Origin of the sequence: Thalassobaculum litoreum DSM 18839 (assembly GCF_900102465.1) — a bacterium.
Taxonomy (GTDB): Bacteria; Pseudomonadota; Alphaproteobacteria; order Thalassobaculales; family Thalassobaculaceae; genus Thalassobaculum; species Thalassobaculum litoreum.
In genome coordinates this window covers 213,101-231,012 of the sequence record NZ_FNBW01000008.1, presented here as the reverse complement: position 1 = coordinate 231,012, position 17,912 = coordinate 213,101, and the positions used below count along the sequence as shown (strand labels likewise).

Below are 17,912 nucleotides of genomic sequence, written 5' to 3'. Positions count from 1 at the left end.
CGGTCCGCCACCAGTCCGGGAGGGTGAGCCCATGAAATCCCAGTACCGCGCGGTGATCATCGGCGGCGGCGTGGTCGGCGCCAGCGTGCTGTATCACCTCACCAAATTCGGCTGGACCGACATCGCCCTGATTGAGCGCGCGGAGCTGACCGCCGGCTCCACCTGGCATGCGGCGGCCGGCTTCCACCCGCTGAACGCCGATCCGAACATCGCCGCGCTACAGGCCTACACGATCAAGCTCTACAAGGAGATCGAGGAGGAGAGCGGGCAGGCGGTAGGCGTGCACATGACCGGCGGGGTCAGCATCGCGTCCAAGCCGGAGCGCTGGGAATGGCTGAAATCCGCCTGGGCGGTTTTCCAGACCATGGGCGTGGAAGAGGCCCGGCTGCTGACGCCGGAGGAGATCCGCGAGCTCAATCCCATCGCCGACCTGTCCGATGTGATCGGCGGCCTATACGACCCGCATGAGGGGCACCTGGACCCCTACGGCACCACCCATGCCTATGCCGGGGCGGCGAAGAAGCGCGGTGCCGACGTGATCCTGCGCAACCGGGTGATCGAGCTGAAGCCCCGGGCGGAAGGCGGCTGGGACGTGGTGACCGAGCAGGGCACAATCATCGCCGAGCACGTGGTCAACGCCGCCGGGCTCTGGGCCAAGCAGGTCGGGCTGATGGCCGGGGTCGACCTGCCGGTCACGCCCATGGAGCACCACTACCTGGTCACCGAGCCGATCCCCGAGCTGGAAGGCCGGGAGCGCGAGATGTGCATGCTCACCGACCTGGAGGGCTTCACCTATTCGCGCCAGGAGCGCGGCGGGTTGCTGGTCGGGGTCTACGAGCTGACGCCGAAGCATTGGAACATAGAGGGTGCGCCCTGGGACTACGGCATCGAGCTGATCCCGGAGGATATCGACCGCATCGCCCCGGAACTGGCCAAGGGGTTCGAGCGCTATCCATTGCTGAACGACACCGGCATCCGCAAATGGGTCAACGGCGCCTTCACCTTCGCGCCGGACGGCAATCCGCTGGTCGGGCCGGTGCCCGGGGTGCCGAACTACTGGCTGGCCTGCGGGGTGATGGCCGGGTTCAGCCAGGGCGGCGGTGTCGGCAAATCCCTGGCCGAATGGATGATCCACGGCGAGCCGGAAGCGGACGTCTTCGGCATGGACATCGCCCGCTTCGGCAAATGGGCGTCCAACCGCGAATACCTGCGCCAGACCACCGGCCAGTTCTATTCGCGCCGCTTCGTCATGGCCTATCCCAACGAGCAGCTTCCCGCCGGCCGGCCGCTGCGGGTCTCGCCCAGCCATGACGCCCATGTGGCCGCCAATGCCCGCTTCGGCGTGAGCTGGGGGCTGGAGGTGCCATTGTTCTTCGCCCCCTCGAAGGGTTTCGAGGAGACGCCGACCCTGAAGCGTTCCAACGCCTTCGACATCGTTGCCGCCGAAACCCGCGCCGTGCGCGAAGGGGTGGGGCTGCTCGATACCTCGGGCTATTCCCGCTACGAGGTGAGCGGGCCCGGGGCGGCAAAGTGGCTGGACCGGATGCTCGCCTGCCGCCTCCCCGCCGTCGGCCGGGCCCGTCTGGCGCCGATGCTCTCGCCCACGGGCCGGCTGATGGGCGATCTCACGGTGTTCAACTGGGACGGCGAGACCTTCTGGCTGATGGGCTCCTACTACCTGCGCCAGTGGCACATGCGCTGGTTCGACAGCCACACCGCGGCGGACGTGAGCGTCCGCGACATTTCCGACGCCTGGACCGGCTGGCTGGTCTCCGGTCCGAACGCCCGCGCACTGATGCAGCGGGCGGTGGTGAACGACAGCGTGGCCGCCGATGACTTCCGCTTCATGGCCTGCCGCGAGATGGATATCGGCCTGACCCGGGCCCGGGTCGGCCGGCTCTCGGTGCTGGGCGAGCTCGGCTACGAGATCAACGTGCCGGCGCCGGAACACCGGATGCTGCGCGACGCGCTGGTTTCAGCCGGCCAGGGACTGGGCCTGGCACCGGTCGGCGGCTATGCGGCCAACGCCATGCGGCTGGAGAAGAGCTACGGCGTGTGGTCGACCGAGTTCACCCAGGCCTACACCCCCGGCATGACCGGCCTCGACCGCTGGATCGCCTTCGACAAGTCCGGTTTCGTCGGCCGGGAAGCGGCGCTGCGGGAGAAAGAGGCGGGGACGCCGGCACAGCGGCTGGTGACCCTGGCGGTGGATGCCGACGGTGCCGACGCCCGCGGCTTCGAGCCGGTCTGGATCGACGGTAAACGGATCGGGTTCGTGACCTCCGGCGGCTACGGGCATTCGGTGGGCATGAGCCTTGCAATGGCTCTGGTGGACAGCGAGGTGGCGGTCGAAGGGACGGCGGTGGACGTCCATGTGGTCGGGGAGAAGCGCCCGGCCCGGATCATCGCCGACAGCCCCTACGACCCGAGCGGCGCCCGGCTGCGGGGATGAGCACGATGGGTCCCGTCACGCGGAAAGGGTCGCCCCGGAACAGGTCCGGGGAGTGCGAACTGGTTGAACAACTACACTCACTCCCCGGACCTGTTCCGGGGGCCGGATATGCCGCTTGCCGGAACCCCGCAAACGCCGCACCGATGAAAGGATCGCCCCCATGACCAGAACCGCAGACGCCGTCATCATCGGGGCCGGGGTGATCGGGGCCGCGATCGCCTTCGAACTCGCCAAGAACGGCTGGAAGACCCTCACCGTCGACCGCAACGCCCAGGCAGGCCACGGGTCGACCAGCGGGTCCTGCGCCATCATCCGCACCTATTACTCGACCCTGGACGGCACCGCCTTCGCCTGGGAGGGCTACCACTACTGGCGCGACTGGGCCGACTACCTGGAAACCGGTACGGAGGGCCTCGCCCGCTTCAAGGAATGCGGCGCGCTGGTCATGAAGACCGAGGGCAACGACTTCATGGCCCGCCACATGGAGAACGCCGATATGCTCGCCGTGCCCTACGAGGAGTGGAGCCCGGAACGGATCCGGTCCCGTCTGCCCGGCACCAGTCTGGCGCAGTTCCACCCGGCCAAGGCCGGCAGCGATCCGGAATTCGGCCATCCCACCGGCGGCGACCTGCGCGGGGCGGTGTTCTGGCCCAAGGCGGGCTATGTCACCGACCCGGCCCTGGCCGCCCAGAACCTCGCCGATGCGGCAAAGGCCAAGGGTGCGGCGTTCCTCTATGGCGCGACCGTCACCGAGATCCTGAAAAACGGAGGCAAGACCGCTGGCGTCCGGCTGGCCGACGGCTCGGAGATCCACGCCCCGGTCGTGATCAACGTCGCCGGCCCCGCCTCCGCCCGCATCAACGCGTTGGCCGGCGTCACCGACGAGATGACCATCTCCACCCGCGCCCTGCGTCAGGAGGTGGTGCATGTCCCCGCCCCCGCCGGGCTCGATTTCGAGCGCGACGGCATGGTCCTCTCCGACAGCGACATCGCCGTCTACTGCCGCCCGGAGCACGGCAACAACATCCTGATCGGCAGCGAGGACCCGCCCTGCGACGCCCATGTCTGGGTCGAGGACGACACCGACTACGACCGCGAGTTCTCCGAACAGTGGCGGGTCCAGGCCCTGCGCTACGCCCAGCGCCTGCCGAGCCTCGGCATCCCCAGCCGGATGAAGGGCGTGGTCGATCTCTACGACGTGACCGAGGACTGGATCCCGATCTACGACAAGACCTCGCTCGGCGGCTACTACATGGCCTGCGGGACCAGCGGCAACCAGTTCAAGAACGCTCCGGTGGCCGGAAAGATGATGGCGGCCCTTGTCGAATACGACGCGGCCGGACACGATCACGACACCGCCCCGCTCTCCTTCCGGCTGCCCTATCTCGGCCGCGATATCGATGTCGGCTTCTATTCCCGCAAGCGCAGCATCAACCAGGAGAGCAGCTTCTCGGTCCTGGGATGAGGAATGCATCGTGAATGACGCCGGCCCGCCACCGAACGCCCGCCTTACCCATACCAAGGCCACACGGGAAGACTGGATCCGGGTCGCGCTGGAGACCCTGATCGGCGAGGGGGTGGACAGCGTGAAGGTCCTGACCCTGGCGGACCGGCTGGGCGTGTCCCGCTCGAGCTTCTACTGGTATTTCCGCAACCGCGACCAGCTGCTGGACGCGCTGCTGGCCCATTGGCAGGACACCAACACCCGCGCCGTGGTCGAGCAGGCGGCCCTGCCCTCGACCTCGATCGTCCACGGGGTGACGCATATCTTCCGCTGCTGGGTGGATGAAAGGCTGTTCGATCCGCGCCTGGACTTCGCGGTGCGCGACTGGGCGCGGCGCTCGGACGCCGTGCGGGCCGAGCTGGACCGGGCGGACGAGACCCGTGTCGCCGCCATCGCAGAGCTGTTCCGGCGGCACGGCTGGGTGGAGCGTGAGGCCTTTGTGCGCTCGCGCGTGCTGTACTTCATGCAGATCGGCTACTACGCCCTGGATCTCGGCGAGACCCTGGAGCAGCGCAAGGTGCTGACAGGGCATTACCTGAAGGCCTTCACCGGCCAGGACCCGTCTCCGGAGGAACTGGACCCGTATCTCGCCTGGATGGACGAGATGGCGGCGCGGTAGCGCCGCTACGTCGCTAGGTCGCGCTCGAACTGTTCCGACCGCGCTTTCAGCATCGGGCCGATATGCACCTCGCCCCGCTGCACGGCCAGGTTCGCCTGGCGTACCAGTTCCGCCTCGACCGCCGTGGCCCGTGACAGCTTGCCCCCCGACGCCAGCCACCGCGCCACGTCGGCCCATTCCCACAGCGGGCTGTCCGAGGTGATGCGCGCCGCCGGGGACGGGAAGGCCGCGCCGCGCTGGCCCCGGTGGTAGTTGGAAATCGCCGCCCTGGTCATGTTGGCGCGCTTGGCGATATCGGAGAGGCTGACCAGCGGATCGGGTTCGATCCGGACGATCCGCGCGCCGGTCGCCGCCACAGCCTCCACCGCCGAGGCGATCGCACAGTCGAAGGTTTCGGCCGCACGGGTGAAATCGATGATGACATGGCCGTTCTGAAACGAGACCAGCGCATCGTCGCAGCCGTTGTCATAGAACCGCGCCTCGAAATCGTCCGCCTGCGGGTCCAGGCCAGAGGCGATCACGCTGAACTCATACATCTTCATCGCGCGCCTCCTCATGTCGATGCGGACACCGGATCAATGCACGCCTGAACTGGCGGGCGTGAGCGTCGGCGTTTCTGGGCGTGCCGCTGATACCGATCTGGCAACCGTCCCGATCGTTGCGCGGGCAATAGAGCCGCCCCCAGTGGCCCTGAGCCCGGCAGACCCAGCCCAGCCGCTCGGCCAGCCGGATGACCGCCTCCACCTCCTTGTTGGGGTGACGCGTCCTCGTCATCCGACCGAACATAGATGCAGCACACGTTGACATTTGTCAACAGTCGCGACAAAACCGGCCGACCATGCACACGCCATGACCCGTTCCCGCAGGAAACTCCTGCGGCGATCATGGAAGGCTCAGCGGAAGATTTGAGCGGGGCGCCCTACCGGATGATCTTCCAGTAGGTGTCCTTCTTGGTCACCTTGCCGCCCTCGAACTCCCAGAGGTCGCAGCCGAGATAGGCGAACGGCTCGCCGCCCTCCGGGGTGCCCTTGACCACCCATTCGGAGATCGCCTTGCTGTCGTCGACGATCCAGTGGCGGATGTCCTCCCAGCGCATGTCGGGGATCTGCTTGTAGCGCTCGCTCAGCACCTGGCCGATCTCCGCCTTGCCGTGACAGACCCGCCCTTCCGGGGGTGTCGGACCGCTGGCCATGACCCACACGCACTCCTCCACGAAATGCGACAGGATCCCGTCGACATCGTGGCGGTTGAAACCGTCCTGGATCTCGTCCAGCAACGCGATGGTGATCACTCCGGCCATGGGCCCGTCTCCTCTGGTTGGGGTCAGTGCAAGGCGGTCAGCGCGCGTCCTTCAGCGGTGGCCGATATCGGTCATGTCGAACGGCGTGGTCTGGTAGATCTCGTTGATCCAGTTGCAGAACAGCAGATAGGCCTGACTGCGCCACCGGTTCTCCGGCGGCAGGGACGGATCGTTGTTCGGGAAGTAGTCGTGCGGCACGTCGATCGGCTTGCCGCTCTCCACGTCGCGGAAGTACTCCTCCCCGAGCGACAGGGAGTCGTATTCGATGTGGTTGAACATGTGCAGCGACCGGCATTTCGGGTCGTCGAGCAGGCACAGCCCGGTATCCTTCGACTCCACCAGCACCTCCATCCCGCTATCGGCCGGGATGTCCTCGGACCGGACCTCGGTCCAGCGCGACACCGGGATGACGAAGTTGTCGGAGAAGCCGCGCAGGTAACGCGAGGTGCTGTCCAGCGCCCGGTGCCGAAACACACCGAAGGCCTTCTTCGGCAGGTCGTATTTCGGCATGCCGTGGAAATGGTGGACGGCGGCCTGCGCCCCCCAGCAGATGTTCAGGCAACCGTGCACATTGGTCTGGGTCCAATCGAAGATGCGGCGCAGCTCGTCCCAGTAGGTGACCTCCTCGTACTCGAGCTGCTCGATCGGCGCGCCGGTAATGATGAAGCCGTCGAATCGCTGGTCCCGGATATCCTCCCAGTTCTCGTAGAACGAGATGATGTGGTCGCTGGAGGTGTTGCGGGCGACGTGATTGGTGATCTTCACCAGCGTCAGCTCGACCTGCAGCGGCGTCGCACCAAGCAGGCGGGCGAACTGGGTCTCCGTACGGATCTTGTTCGGCATCAGGTTCAGCAGGCCGATCCGCATCGGGCGGATGTCCTGGCGGATGGCGGTGGCTTCGTCCATCACCGCCACACCCTCCGCCTCGAGCTGGGCGCGGGCGGGGAGATCGTCGGGGATCTTGATCGGCATCAGCGGCCCCCGCTCTCAGCGAGGACCGACGCAGTCGATGACGATTGGGTCAATTTCTAACTCCGTTCCACATTTCGGCCGCGTGCCGGGACACCGAATTCGCGGTGGCAGATCTCGGCCAGCCGGGCCATTCCTTCCCTGATCGTCTCCGCCGGCGGGTGGGCGAAGCAGATGCGGATGCGACGCTTACCGGATTCCGGGTCGGCCGACCACTCCGCACCGGGGTTTACCGCAACGCCCTCGGCAGCCGCCACCTGGGCGAGACGGGTGGTGTCGACCTCCTGGGGCAGGGTGACCCACAGGAAGATACCACCGGTCGGCCGGGTGAACTCGGCGGCCGTACCGAACTCCGCCTCCAGCGCCTCGACCAGGGCGTCGGCCTTACCCTTCAGCACCTTGTTCAGGTTGCCCACATGGGCGTCGAAATCCTGGGCGAACTCGGCCAGCAGGAGCTGTTCAACAGCCCCGGTCCCGCCGTCCGACTTCTGCGCCAGGATGCGGCTCAGCACCGGCCAGTCGGCGACCACGTAGCCGACCCGCAGGGCGGGGGCGATCGACTTGGAGAACGAGCCGCAATAGACGACCCGGCCACTGTCGTCGAGCGCGCGGATCGCCGGCGGCCGCTGGTCCGCATAGGGACCGTCGAAGATCAGATCGCAGTAGCAGTCGTCCTCGAAGATGGCGATGCCGTGCTTCTCAGCCAGCTTCAGCATCTCGTGGCGACGCGGCAGCGACAGGACCGTCCCGGTCGGATTCTGCACCGTCGGGATGGTGTAGATGAACTTCACCCGCTTGCCGGCCGCCTTGAGGCTGTCCAGGGTCTCGGCCAGGGCGTCCATGCGCATGCCGTCACCGTCCACCGGCACCCCGACCCAGTCGACGCCGAGCTTCTTCAGCTTGGTCATCGCCCCGCCGTAGCAGGCCTCCTCGATGATCACCGTGTCGCCCGGCTCCAGCAGGGCGTTGTTCACCAGGTCCATGGCCTGCAGCGAACCGCCGGTGATCAGCACCTCGTCCGGATCGGTCTTCATGCCGGCCCGGCGCTCCAGGATCTGCGCCACCGCCTCGCGCAGGGGACGGTAGCCCTGCGGTCCGCTCTGCATCCCGTAGGTCGCCAGCGTATCGCCCTCGCGCAGCAGCGCGCGGCTGACCGCATCGGCCAGGGTCTGCACCGGGATGCTGCTGCCGTCATTGTGGCCGCCGACGAAATTGTACTTCGGGAACCCGCCGAATTTTCCGGCGGCAGGGGGCAGCTTGGGGTTCAGCAGCGGGGCGAAATCGAAAGGCATCGGGTTTCCTCCGGGAGTCTCGTTAGGACCGTTCTTGATTATTTGTTGGTGAAGCTGCCGCCGCGCGACCCCTGGCCGCCATCGACGGTGACGACCTGGCCGGTGAAGTAGGTCGCCCGGTCGCTGACCAGGAAGGCGACGGTATCGGCCACCTCGGGAACCGTCGCGGCGCGCTGCATCGGCATGCCGGACATGTAGCTCTGCCAGTTGTCCTCGCTGCCGCCATCCTGCACCGCGCGGGTCTTCAGCAGGCCGATCAGCCGCTCGGTCTGGACCGGACCGGGGCTGACGGCGAACACGCGCACGCCGAATTCCAGGCTGACCCCGCCGATCGCCTTGGTAAAGGCGTTCAGGCCGGCATTGCCGGTGGTGCCGGCGACGTAGTTGAAGTCGGTCTTGTCGGCGGCGAGACCGGTGACGTTGCAGATCACGCCGTGGCCGCGCTGCTTCATGGCGGCGAAGAACGTCCGGGTCATATTGATGTAGCCGAAGACCTTGAGCTCCCAGGCGTCGCGCCAACGCTCCTCGACCATGGCCTCGATGTCGCCGGCCGGAATGGCGCCGGCATTGTTCACCAGGATGTCCGGAATGCCGGCGGCGGCCAGTTCGTCTATCACGCCGGGCGCGGTGATGTCGCAGGCATGGACGGCGACCGTCACCCCGTAGGCGTCGCGGAGCTCGGCGGCGGCGGTCTCCAGCATGTCGCCGGAGCGCGCGGCCAGGCGCAGGTTACAGCCTTCGGCGGCGAGGCTCTCGGCCACGCCGCGGCCGATCCCCTTCGACGCGCCGGTGATCAGCGCGGTCTTTCCCTTTACGCCCAGGTCCATGCAGGCCTCCCCATCGGATTGCTTGTTGATTGGCCGGCAAGCATGGCAAAGCGCGGCGCCGCTGATAAGCACCTATCGGAGACGGGCTTATTGCCCAACAGAACCCGGTCGCAAGGCGACGGTATTGCGGCAGCCGGCGCCGTCATGCTGACCTCTTGCAGCGTCCTACTCCGAGCACCGCTTCCGCAACCGATCGACAGGCCCGTCATGCGCCGCCTCCTGCTCTTTCTCATCGCAGCCCAGGCCATCCTCGCCACGCCGGCAACCGCCGAGAGCCGGATCGTGTGCACCCTGATCGAGGAGGCGGTCGGACCGGCGGCGGAGGCTCCGCGGACCCTGGTACGGGAGGGCGATTGCGACCAACGCTACTCGCCCGCCTCGACGTTCAAGATCGCTATCAGCCTGATGGGATACGACGCGGGCATCCTGACCTCGCCCACCGACCCGGTGATGCCGTTCCGCGAGGGCTATGTGGACTGGCGCGAAGCGTGGAAGCAGCCGGCGGATCCGGTACGGTGGATGAAGGAATCGGTCGTCTGGTATTCGCAACAGGTCACGGCCAGGCTTGGGTCCGATCGCTTCGCGGCGTATGTGGAGGCGTTCGGCTACGGCAACCGGGATCTCTCCGGCAAGAAGGGCGAGGGCAGCGGCCTGACCTCGGCCTGGCTCAGCTCGTCGCTGGCGATTTCCCCGGCGGAGCAGGTGGCGTTCCTGCAGCGCATGCTGGCCGGCGAGCTGCCGGTCTCCGAGGCGGCGGTGGAGAACACGGTCTCGATCCTGGACTACGGCGTCCGGCCGGGCGGCTGGCACGTCCATGGCAAGACCGGCTCGGGCCTGCCGCGGGAGGAGAACGGCAGTCTGATGTGGGGCCAGCCCTTCGGATGGTTCGTCGGCTGGGCCGAACGCGACGGCCGCAGGGTGGTGTTCGCCCGGCTCATCCAGGAGAGCGAGAAGCCGGAGAAGCCGGCGGGTCCGAAGACGCGGGACGGCCTGTTCGCGGCGTATTTCGACCGGGCGGAGGGCCTGCCCGAGTGAGGGTGAGGCGCCGCGAATACGCCCTTCTTTCACTCCCCGGATTTAGTCCGGGGCCGACGGTGCAGCGTGACCTGGATTGGACCGTGCGGCCCCTTTGGTAGGCCCCGGACTAAATCCGGGGAGTGAAGGAGGAGTAGGGAGCGGACGTAGGAGAGAGTGGGAGGAACCGGTCCCCTACTCCCGTGTTTCGGCATAGCGGCGGGAGAAGTTGTCCACCAGTTCCACCGCCATGGTTCCGATCGCCTGGTCGAGCACATGGTGGGAGACGAGCAGCCGTTCCTGGTCGTACAGGCTGGTCATCTGGAAACTCTGGTCCTCGGAGACGTCGAGGGAGTTCACCCGCACCTGCAGCACGCCCACACAGGACAGCCGCTTGCGGTACCGCCCCGTCGCCGAGGGATGGCCGATGGCATAGATCACCAGATTGACCGGTGCCTCCGCGTCCACCCCGATGCCGTGGCGCGTCAGGGTGCGGGCGATATCGTCGACCGTCCCCTCCCGGTCCGCCCAGCAGCCGCCTCTGACATTGTCCTCCACCGCGATGGACAGCGACAGCTTGTCTTTCGGACCGCCGAACCATGGGAAGTCGGCTGCCGCGTCGCGGGCGGACAGGCCGATCGTCAGAAGCGGCACCGCCCCGAAAAGCATCGCCGCCAGGATGTGACACATGCGCATGCCGTCAGATCCTTCCCTGCCGGTTGCTGCTGCTCCCCGTCACTCTGCCGCGAAGTGTACCCGACACCCCGCCACCGCTCCAGAGACCGTGGGGCCCGATCAGAACTTGCCGAACTTCAGATAGGCCTCCTCCGGATCCATGCCGTCGAGGATGGCCTTGCGCATGTCGCCCTCGGTGGAGACCACCTTCTCGGTCTCGGCGACCACCTCCTCGGCGATCTCGCCCGGGATGATCACCACCCCGTCCCGGTCGCCGATCAGCCAGTCGCCGGAGCGCACGGTCACCGTGCCGATTGTGACCGGCTCGCCTAGCGCGTCGTAGGTCCAGCGCTCAACGATATCGGCCGGGGTGTTGAGCTCGCAGAACACCGGGAAACCCATGTCGAGGATGAAGTCGGTGTCCCGGCAATGGCCGTCGACCACATAGCCGCGGGTGTCCTTCACCGTCAGCGCCTGGGCCGACAGCTCGCCCATCAGCGCCACCGCCTTGGTGTTCGGTTGGCAGACCAGCACCTTGCCGCCCGGCACCTTGGAGAGCACCCGAGACCAGCGCAGCAGGGTCTCGTGCCGGCTCAGGGTCTGATCGATATGGCCGGAGATGGTGTAGATCTCGCCCGCCACCCGCTTGGTCGGATCGAGCGCCCGGATGGTCGGCGGCAGCACCTGGTTGCCGTGGCCCATGACCCGCAGGACGTCGTGCACCGCGCTCGCGTAACAGCCGAGCAGCCGATCGGCGAGATCCGCCATCTTCCTCTCCCTCGCACAGGCGGCTTTAAGTCCGCCATTGGTTGTCTTTAGAGTAGCCGCGTCGAACAACGCGAACAGGAGTGTGGCGCATGGAGTCGAGCGACGTCAAAACCGCAGAGGACGTGCTGGCGCTGGTGGACGAGCGGGCGCTGACCCACGTCAAGGTGGGCGTATTCGACATCGACGGCATCTTCCGCGCGAAATGGATGGCGCGGGACAAGTTCGCCAGCGCGCTGAAGGGCGGCTTCGGCTTCTGCGACGTGGTGCTCGGCTGGGACAGCAACGACCAGCTCTACGAGGACCCGGCGGTGGACGTGACCGGCTGGCATACCGGCTATCCCGACGCCGAGGTCCGCCTGCTGCCGGATACCGCCCGCGACGTCGCCTTCGAGCCGGACATGGTCATGGTCCTGGGCGAGTTCGCCGGCAAGTGGGAGGCGGTCTGTCCGCGCGGCACCCTGCGCCGGGTGCTGGACCGGGCCGACGCCATGGGCTTCGCCGTCAAGGCGGCGGCGGAGTACGAGTTCTTCCTGTTCGACGAGACGCCCCATTCGGTGCGCGAGAAGGGCTACCGGAACCTGAAGCCGCTGACCCCCGGCTTCTTCGGCTATTCCGGCATCCGCTCGTCGGTGCACGCCGACCTGCATCTGATGTTCCTGGAGATGTGCGAACTGATGGACATGCCCGTGGAGGGGCTGCACACCGAGACCGGGCCGGGGGTGATGGAGGCCGCGATCAAGGTGGACGACGCCCTGGTCGCCGCCGACCGGGCAGCCCTCTTCAAGACCTTCACCAAGGTGTTCTTCCAGCGCCACGACATCATGGCCAGCTTCATGGCCAAATGGTCGATGGACTATCCCGGCCAGTCCGGCCATATCCACACCTCGTTGACGACCAAGGACGGCGCCCCGGTCTTCCACGACCCCAACGGCGCCCACAGCATGTCCGACACCATGCGCTGGTTCGTCGGCGGACAGCAGGCGCTGATGCCGGAACTGCTGTCGATGACGGCGTCGACGATCAACTCCTACACCCGGCTGATCCCCGGCTTCTGGGCGCCGACCCATGCCAACTGGGCGGCCGACAACCGCACCACCTCCCTGCGGGTGATCGAGGGCTCACCGAAGTCGCAGCGGGTGGAGTACCGGGTGGCGGCGGCCGACGCGAACCCGTACCTGGCGATGGCGGCGGCGATCGGGTCGGGCCTGTGGGGCATCGAGAACAGGATCGAGCCGGGAGAGGGCGTGACCGGCAACGCCTATGCCAAGAAGTTCCCGGCCAAGGCCGCCCTGCCCGGCTCGCTCGGCGAGGCGGCGGCTCGGCTGAAGCGCTCGATGGCAGCGCGCGAGCTGTTCGGCGACGGCTTCGTCGACCACTTCTCCGCCAGTCGGATGTGGGAGGAACGCGAATACCGCCGGCACGTCACCGACTGGGAACTGGCGCGGTATTTCGAGATCATCTGAGAGCCGGGGCGACGGTAGGGGCCTTAGAGCCACCGCCGCACCCGGGCCTTATAGGCCCGGTACGCGTCGCCGAATTTGGCTTCCAGATAGGCCTCCTCCCGGCCGATCACGGCAATCTGCATGATCACCAGGGTTGGGAGCAGCAGACCGAGCATCCAGGCGCTGTTAACCCAAAGGCCGATACCGGCCGACACCGCCGTCAGCGCCACATAGATCGGGTTGCGGGAGAACCGATACGGGCCGGAGGTCACGATCGCCGTGCTCGGATGATGCGGCTGCACCGCTGTTCCGGCGCGCCAGAACAACCCCGCGCACCACAGGGCCAGGAGCAACCCGGCGACGATCAGGGCGATGCCCGGCACCGAGCCGGCGCCAGGCTCCAGAACAGGCAGCGGGACCAGCCAGTCGAGGGCCGCTCCCACGGCCAGGGCACCGCCATACAGAACCGGCGGCGGCGCGATGACTCCAGGATGATCGCCCCGCGCCGCCATCGCGTTACCCCAACGCCTTCATCAGCCGCTTGGCGAAGCCGTCGAGCGAGGCCTTGTCGATCCAGCGCAGCACGCAGACCAGGTCGAGCTCCGGGTCGATCCAGATCACGTTGGAGCCCACGCCCATGGCGAAGTAGCTGCTGCGCGGGGCGCTCTGCACATGTCGGCCGTCGCCGTTCAGCCACCACAGATAGCCGTAGCTCGGGTTGAGGTCGCACGGGGTGGTGCAGGCGTCGATCCAATCCGGCGAGAGCAGCGGCACACCGCCCCACATGCCCCGGCGCTGCATCAGAAGGCCGAGCCGGGCATGGTCGCGGGCGGAGATGAACAGGCCGCCGCCCCAATGGGCGCCGCCGGAGACCGACTGAATGGGCTGGCCGTCGACCTCGACCCAGGAGTTGATGTAGCCGTTCCAGCTCCAGGTGTCCGATGCGCCGATCGGATCCATGATCCGGGCCTTCAGCACCTTCGGCAGCGGCTTCCTGTGGACCCGCAGCAGCGACAGCGACAGCCGGTTCACCCGCACGTCGTTGTATTCCCAGAACCCGCCCGGCGCGGCGAGGTCGCGGTGGGTGCCCTTCTTCGACGGGGTGCCCGGCGGCAGGGACAGGTCGCGGTTGCGGTCCACCAGATCGGGCTTGGAGAACAGGGTGCCCTCCCATTCCGAGGTGTTCTGCAGGAAGTGCTTCCAGGTGCAGGACTTGTTCTGGGCGGCGTCGAAACCGCCGTCGTCGACCAGCGCACCGACCGGGTCGTTCACGTCGCCGATCAGCCCGTCATCGACTGCCAGGCCGGCCATGATCGAGAGGTAGGATTTGGTGACCGAGAAGGTGATGTCGGCGCGGTCGGTCGGGCCCCATTCGGCCAGGATCTTACCGCCCTTGAGCACGAGACCGGCGGCCGGGCCGCGCGGCGCGGTCGGGCCGATGATGTCGCCCAGCGGCGGCGGCTCGGAGAAGTGACCGCCCTCCAGCGCCTTGGCGATGTCGCGGTTCATCTTCGACTCGTGATCGGTGGCGAAGCTCACCGCCTCCTGCAGGGCGGCCGCATCGGCCCCCACCTCGTCGGCCTCGATCCGGGCCCAGTCCTCGCCGGCACCCGGCACGTAGTCGGTCATGCGATCTCTCCCAATGGGTTCGGCCGCGATGCTAGCGATCTTTGCCGCCGCGCCAAGCCATGGAATCTTGCCCCGACCCCATCGCTCCCTCGCCGTCTGCCCGGGCTCGACCCGGGGTCCAGAGCGACGCGTGCTGAGGCACCATCGACAACGCTCCGGTGCTCCAGCACGCGGACGTCTCGATCCCGGGCAAGCCCGGAAAGACGGAGCAGGAGGCGCTCGCCCCCCTCACTCACTCCCCGGAATAGATCCGGGGAGTGGAAATGTGGTGGGGAGGAGAGAAGCTCCGCCCCTACCGCGTCTCCGCCAGATATTTCACCGCCGCGTCGACGCCGCCCTCGCCATGGGGGATGCCCTGGCGCTTGAGCTGCATCTCCACAGTGGCGAGGCAGCCCAGGATCATCGGCTCGTTCAGATCGCCCAAATGGCCGATGCGGATGACCTTGCCCGACAGCCGCGACAGCCCGCCGCCCAGCGCCACGTTGCTCTCCGCCAGCACCTTGCCGCGGAACGCATCGGCATCGAACCCGTCGGGCATTCGTATCGCCGTAACCGAGTTCGACAGCGCCGCCTCGTCGCGGCCGAACAGGCTCGGCCCGTTGCCACGGCCCCAGGCCTTGACCGCCCGCCGGGTCGCCTCGGCCAGCCGGGCGTGGCGGGCGAAGACGTGGTCCAGGCCCTCCTCCAGCAGCATCTTCAGCCCCTCGCGCATGGCGAAGAACAGGTGGCTGGGCGCGGTGCCGGCGAAGCGCAGGCGGCCGTTCTCCAGTGCCTTGATGCCGTCCCAGTCGAAATACTTGCGCGGCAGCTTGGCGGTCTCGCTCGCCGCCATGGCCTTGGCGCTGACCCCGGAGATTCCGAGGCCGACCGGCAGCATCAGCCCCTTCTGGGAGCCGGCCACGGCGACATCCACCCCCCACTCGTCCATGCGGAAATCCATGGAGGCGAGCGAGGAGATGGTGTCGACCATGAACAGCGCCGGATGCCCCGACGCCTTGATGACCTTGCCGATGCCTTCCACGTCGTGGGTGATGCCGGTGGAGGTCTCGTTATGGACGACGCAGACCGCCTTGATCGCGTGGTCCTTGTCCTCGGCGAGGGCCTCGGCGACCCGGTCCGCCTCGAACGCCCGGTCCCAGTCGTTGGCCAGCGTGACCACCTTGAGGCCCATGGCCTCGGCCATCTCGCCCCAGGACTCGGAGAACCGCCCGGTCTCGCACATCAGGATCGTATCGCCCGGCGAGCAGGTATTGGTCATCGCCGCCTCCCACGAGCCGTGGCCCGAGGCGGCATAGACCATGATCTCGCCCTCGGTCTTCAGGACCTTGGCGAGGTTCTCCTTGCACTCGACCTGCACGTCCCAGAATTCCGGGGTCATGAAATCCAGGGCGGGACGGTGCATCGCCTGAAGCACCCGGTCCGGAATGTTGGTCGGACCGGGGATGTTCAGGAACTGACGGCCGGGCTGTCGGGACATGCGTCTACTCCACTGTTAATCAACGCCTTCCACGAGGATCGCGTTGGCCACGCTGCAGGACTGGCGCAGCTCCTTGGGGCCTTTGTATTCCTCGCTGTGGTACCAGGCCTTCGCCTGCTCGTAGCTCGGGAACTTCAGGGCGACCATGCGGCCGAGGGGCTCCGCCCCTTCCAGCTTCTCGAATTTGCCGCCGCGGACCAGATACTCGCCGCCATACTGCGCGATGGTGGCCGGCACCCGGGCGCGATAGGCCTCGAAGGTCTCCTGATCCTTCACGTCGACCTGCACGATCACGTATCCGAAAGCCATATCCTGTTCCTCCTCGCTGGGTTTCATGTTGGCGCATTCGCGGGCGTCGCGCGCGCAAGACAATCTCATAGACCCATGAGCTGGATTTGTCCGTAGCCCAGCCGCGCATGCTATCGTGGCGGAAGGGAAATCCGACGACAGCAGGTGTGGAGGGAGCGATGACATCCGAGGTTGGCGCGCCGGCCGGCGAGGGCGAGATCCTGCTCACGGTCATGCTGAAGCACCAGAAGGACAAGAACCTGGCCGAGATCAACGCCAGGCTCGACGCCGCCGGATTCTGGAAGAAGTTCCCGCCCGAGGGGATCGAGGTGGTGTCCTGGTACGTGATGATGGGCATCGGCCAGGTGGTGACCCTCAAGGTCCCCGGCCACCGGCTGCGCGAGGTCAACCTGGCGATCGAACAGAGTGCGTGGGGCGGCTTCGACACCGAGTTCTACCCGACCTACGACTTCCGTCCCGTGTGGGAGGGGATCAAGGCGAAGCAGGGGTAGCACCCGCTTCTCTGCCCCTGAACATCATCCCGGGAGCGCCCCGGGCTCGACCCGGGGGCTGCCCGGGACCGAGCCCCGACGGCGCGACTGGGTCCCGGCCGGGTCCCGGATCACGTCCGGTCCCCGCCGGGATGACGTCTAGGACTGAGGAAAGGACAGCGGCGTTACTCCGCCGGCAGGTTCGCCGCCAGGAAATCCTGGAAGGCGTCCCAGGACTGGGTGTCCGCCACTTCGCGGTAGCGGTCGCTGTCGAACACCGTGAAGGCGTGCGGCGCGCCGGAATAGACCTGGATCTCGTACATCACGCCGGCCTTCTCCAGTTCCTCCGACAGGGCCGCGACCTGGCTCATCGGGATCGCGGTGTCGGCGCCGCCATGGGCGACCAGGATCGGCGACGTGTCGGCCGGATAGCTCTGCCCGTCCGGCGTGGCGAGCCCGCCGTGGAAGGTCGCGTAGCCGACGACGTTCGCGGCCTTGCCCGAGCGCGCCAGCTCCAGCACCGCCGCCCCGCCGAAGCAGTAGCCCATCACCACCGTCTTGCCGTCGCGGTCCTTGCGCGCCTCGGCGAGGCCGCCCAGGATCAGCGAGCGCATGCGCTCGCGGTCGGTGTAGAGCTTGCCGGTCTCTTCCTTCTTGGCCCCGGTCTCCACCGGCCGGTTGCCCTTGCCGTAGAGATCGACGGCGAAGGCGTCGTAGCCCAGTTCGGCCAGCATCTCCGCCCGCTTCTCCTCATAGGCGGTCAGACCGTCCCAGTCGTGGATGATCAGCACCAGCCCCTTCGACTCGCCGGCGGCCTCGGCCCGATAACCGGTGAAGCTCTCGTCGTTCACGGTGTAGTCGACAGACTCGCCGGCGAGGGCGGAGAACGGCAGCAGGGCGGCGAACGCCGCAGTGGCCAGAAGTCGCATGGGTTGGGTCTCCCTGTAACGCGGTCGGTGGGAACAAGGTCGGTGTTTCGCCTGAAGAGTCAAATGAGACCCGTCCGCCGTTTCTCAAGCCGAACCGAGCAGCAGATTGACAAAATCCCAACGCGCAAAGGGGTTTACACTGTTCTCCCAGCGACGTGAATCCGCCGAAATGTCGGTTTCACTACATTCGGGGTTTGGTCCGGGACGCGCATCGGTTAAGGTTCTGCTGCGCTGCA

18 protein-coding genes are annotated in these 17,912 nt (G+C 67.2%); 6 read left to right on the top strand and 12 right to left on the bottom strand.

Features of this window, described 5'->3' with window-relative positions; all coding sequences use genetic code 11:
• Positions 1–31: 31 nt before the first annotated feature.
• The 3 genes from BLS34_RS14630 (at position 32) to BLS34_RS14620 (ending at position 4,575) form a co-directional block, all read left to right on the top strand.
• Positions 32–2,452, top strand: coding sequence for a GcvT family protein (locus tag BLS34_RS14630; protein WP_093151358.1), 2,421 nt, complete (start codon positions 32–34; stop codon positions 2,450–2,452).
• A gap of 160 nt (positions 2,453–2,612) precedes the next feature.
• Entirely contained in the window at positions 2,613–3,917 is a 1,305-nt protein-coding gene (locus tag BLS34_RS14625) for an NAD(P)/FAD-dependent oxidoreductase (protein ID WP_093151354.1), read from the top strand.
• Positions 3,918–3,927: 10 nt separating this feature from the next.
• Positions 3,928–4,575, top strand: a complete 648-nt coding sequence (locus tag BLS34_RS14620) for a TetR/AcrR family transcriptional regulator (protein WP_215906117.1) — start codon at positions 3,928–3,930, stop codon at positions 4,573–4,575.
• A gap of 5 nt (positions 4,576–4,580) precedes the next feature.
• Here the strand turns inward: BLS34_RS14620 and BLS34_RS14615 are convergent, their stop codons facing one another.
• From BLS34_RS14615 to BLS34_RS14590, 5 genes are all read right to left on the bottom strand, one after another.
• Complete coding sequence (locus BLS34_RS14615) at positions 4,581–5,117, bottom strand: helix-turn-helix transcriptional regulator (RefSeq protein WP_093151347.1); 537 nt, start codon at positions 5,115–5,117, stop codon at positions 4,581–4,583.
• 377 nt (positions 5,118–5,494) lie between these two features.
• Positions 5,495–5,875 carry a nuclear transport factor 2 family protein gene (locus BLS34_RS14605; RefSeq protein WP_093151344.1) on the bottom strand — a complete coding sequence of 127 codons (381 nt, stop codon included), beginning with the start codon at positions 5,873–5,875 and terminating at the stop codon, positions 5,495–5,497.
• 51 nt (positions 5,876–5,926) lie between these two features.
• Positions 5,927–6,847 carry a homoserine O-succinyltransferase gene (locus tag BLS34_RS14600; RefSeq protein ID WP_028793653.1) on the bottom strand — a complete coding sequence of 307 codons (921 nt, stop codon included), beginning with the start codon at positions 6,845–6,847 and terminating at the stop codon, positions 5,927–5,929.
• Positions 6,848–6,903: 56 nt separating this feature from the next.
• On the bottom strand, positions 6,904–8,136 hold the full coding sequence (locus BLS34_RS14595) for an aminotransferase-like domain-containing protein (RefSeq protein WP_028793652.1): 1,233 nt from the start codon (positions 8,134–8,136) through the stop codon (positions 6,904–6,906).
• 38 nt (positions 8,137–8,174) lie between these two features.
• On the bottom strand, positions 8,175–8,963 hold the full coding sequence (locus BLS34_RS14590) for a short-chain dehydrogenase/reductase (protein WP_028793651.1): 789 nt from the start codon (positions 8,961–8,963) through the stop codon (positions 8,175–8,177).
• Positions 8,964–9,170: 207 nt separating this feature from the next.
• On the opposite strand from BLS34_RS14590, the gene blaOXA reads away from it, so the two are divergent.
• Positions 9,171–9,998: a class D beta-lactamase gene (gene blaOXA / locus BLS34_RS14585; RefSeq protein ID WP_093151342.1), complete on the top strand. Its 828-nt coding sequence runs from the start codon at positions 9,171–9,173 to the stop codon at positions 9,996–9,998.
• 174 nt (positions 9,999–10,172) lie between these two features.
• Here blaOXA and BLS34_RS14580 read toward each other — a convergent pair whose 3' ends face one another.
• A complete protein-coding gene (locus BLS34_RS14580; protein WP_093151339.1) occupies positions 10,173–10,673 on the bottom strand; it encodes a hypothetical protein in 501 nt (166 codons plus the stop codon).
• 99 nt (positions 10,674–10,772) lie between these two features.
• On the bottom strand, positions 10,773–11,420 hold the full coding sequence (locus tag BLS34_RS14575; protein ID WP_093151337.1) for an RraA family protein: 648 nt from the start codon (positions 11,418–11,420) through the stop codon (positions 10,773–10,775).
• Between the two features lie 89 nt (positions 11,421–11,509).
• On the opposite strand from BLS34_RS14575, the gene BLS34_RS14570 reads away from it, so the two are divergent.
• On the top strand, positions 11,510–12,883 hold the full coding sequence (locus BLS34_RS14570) for a glutamine synthetase family protein (protein ID WP_028793647.1): 1,374 nt from the start codon (positions 11,510–11,512) through the stop codon (positions 12,881–12,883).
• 23 nt (positions 12,884–12,906) lie between these two features.
• Here the strand turns inward: BLS34_RS14570 and BLS34_RS14565 are convergent, their stop codons facing one another.
• The 4 genes from BLS34_RS14565 to BLS34_RS14550 all read right to left on the bottom strand — a co-directional run bounded on the left by BLS34_RS14565 (position 12,907) and on the right by BLS34_RS14550 (position 16,277).
• Entirely contained in the window at positions 12,907–13,374 is a 468-nt protein-coding gene (locus BLS34_RS14565; RefSeq protein ID WP_028793646.1) for a methyltransferase family protein, read from the bottom strand.
• A gap of 4 nt (positions 13,375–13,378) precedes the next feature.
• Positions 13,379–14,491 (bottom strand): serine hydrolase domain-containing protein, encoded by a 1,113-nt coding sequence (locus tag BLS34_RS14560; RefSeq protein WP_093151333.1) that lies wholly within the window; start codon positions 14,489–14,491, stop codon positions 13,379–13,381.
• A gap of 292 nt (positions 14,492–14,783) precedes the next feature.
• The gene (locus tag BLS34_RS14555; protein ID WP_093151330.1) at positions 14,784–15,968 is read right to left on the bottom strand and encodes a pyridoxal-phosphate-dependent aminotransferase family protein; all 1,185 of its coding nucleotides are present in this window, start codon (positions 15,966–15,968) and stop codon (positions 14,784–14,786) included.
• A 15-nt stretch (positions 15,969–15,983) separates the two neighbouring features.
• Entirely contained in the window at positions 15,984–16,277 is a 294-nt protein-coding gene (locus BLS34_RS14550) for a DUF1330 domain-containing protein (RefSeq protein WP_093151329.1), read from the bottom strand.
• A 158-nt stretch (positions 16,278–16,435) separates the two neighbouring features.
• On the opposite strand from BLS34_RS14550, the gene BLS34_RS14545 reads away from it, so the two are divergent.
• Complete coding sequence (locus BLS34_RS14545) at positions 16,436–16,768, top strand: hypothetical protein (RefSeq protein ID WP_051244219.1); 333 nt, start codon at positions 16,436–16,438, stop codon at positions 16,766–16,768.
• 164 nt (positions 16,769–16,932) lie between these two features.
• On the opposite strand, the gene BLS34_RS14540 is transcribed toward BLS34_RS14545, so the two are convergent.
• Positions 16,933–17,676, bottom strand: coding sequence for a dienelactone hydrolase family protein (locus tag BLS34_RS14540; protein WP_093151327.1), 744 nt, complete (start codon positions 17,674–17,676; stop codon positions 16,933–16,935).
• Positions 17,677–17,912 lie beyond the last annotated feature (236 nt).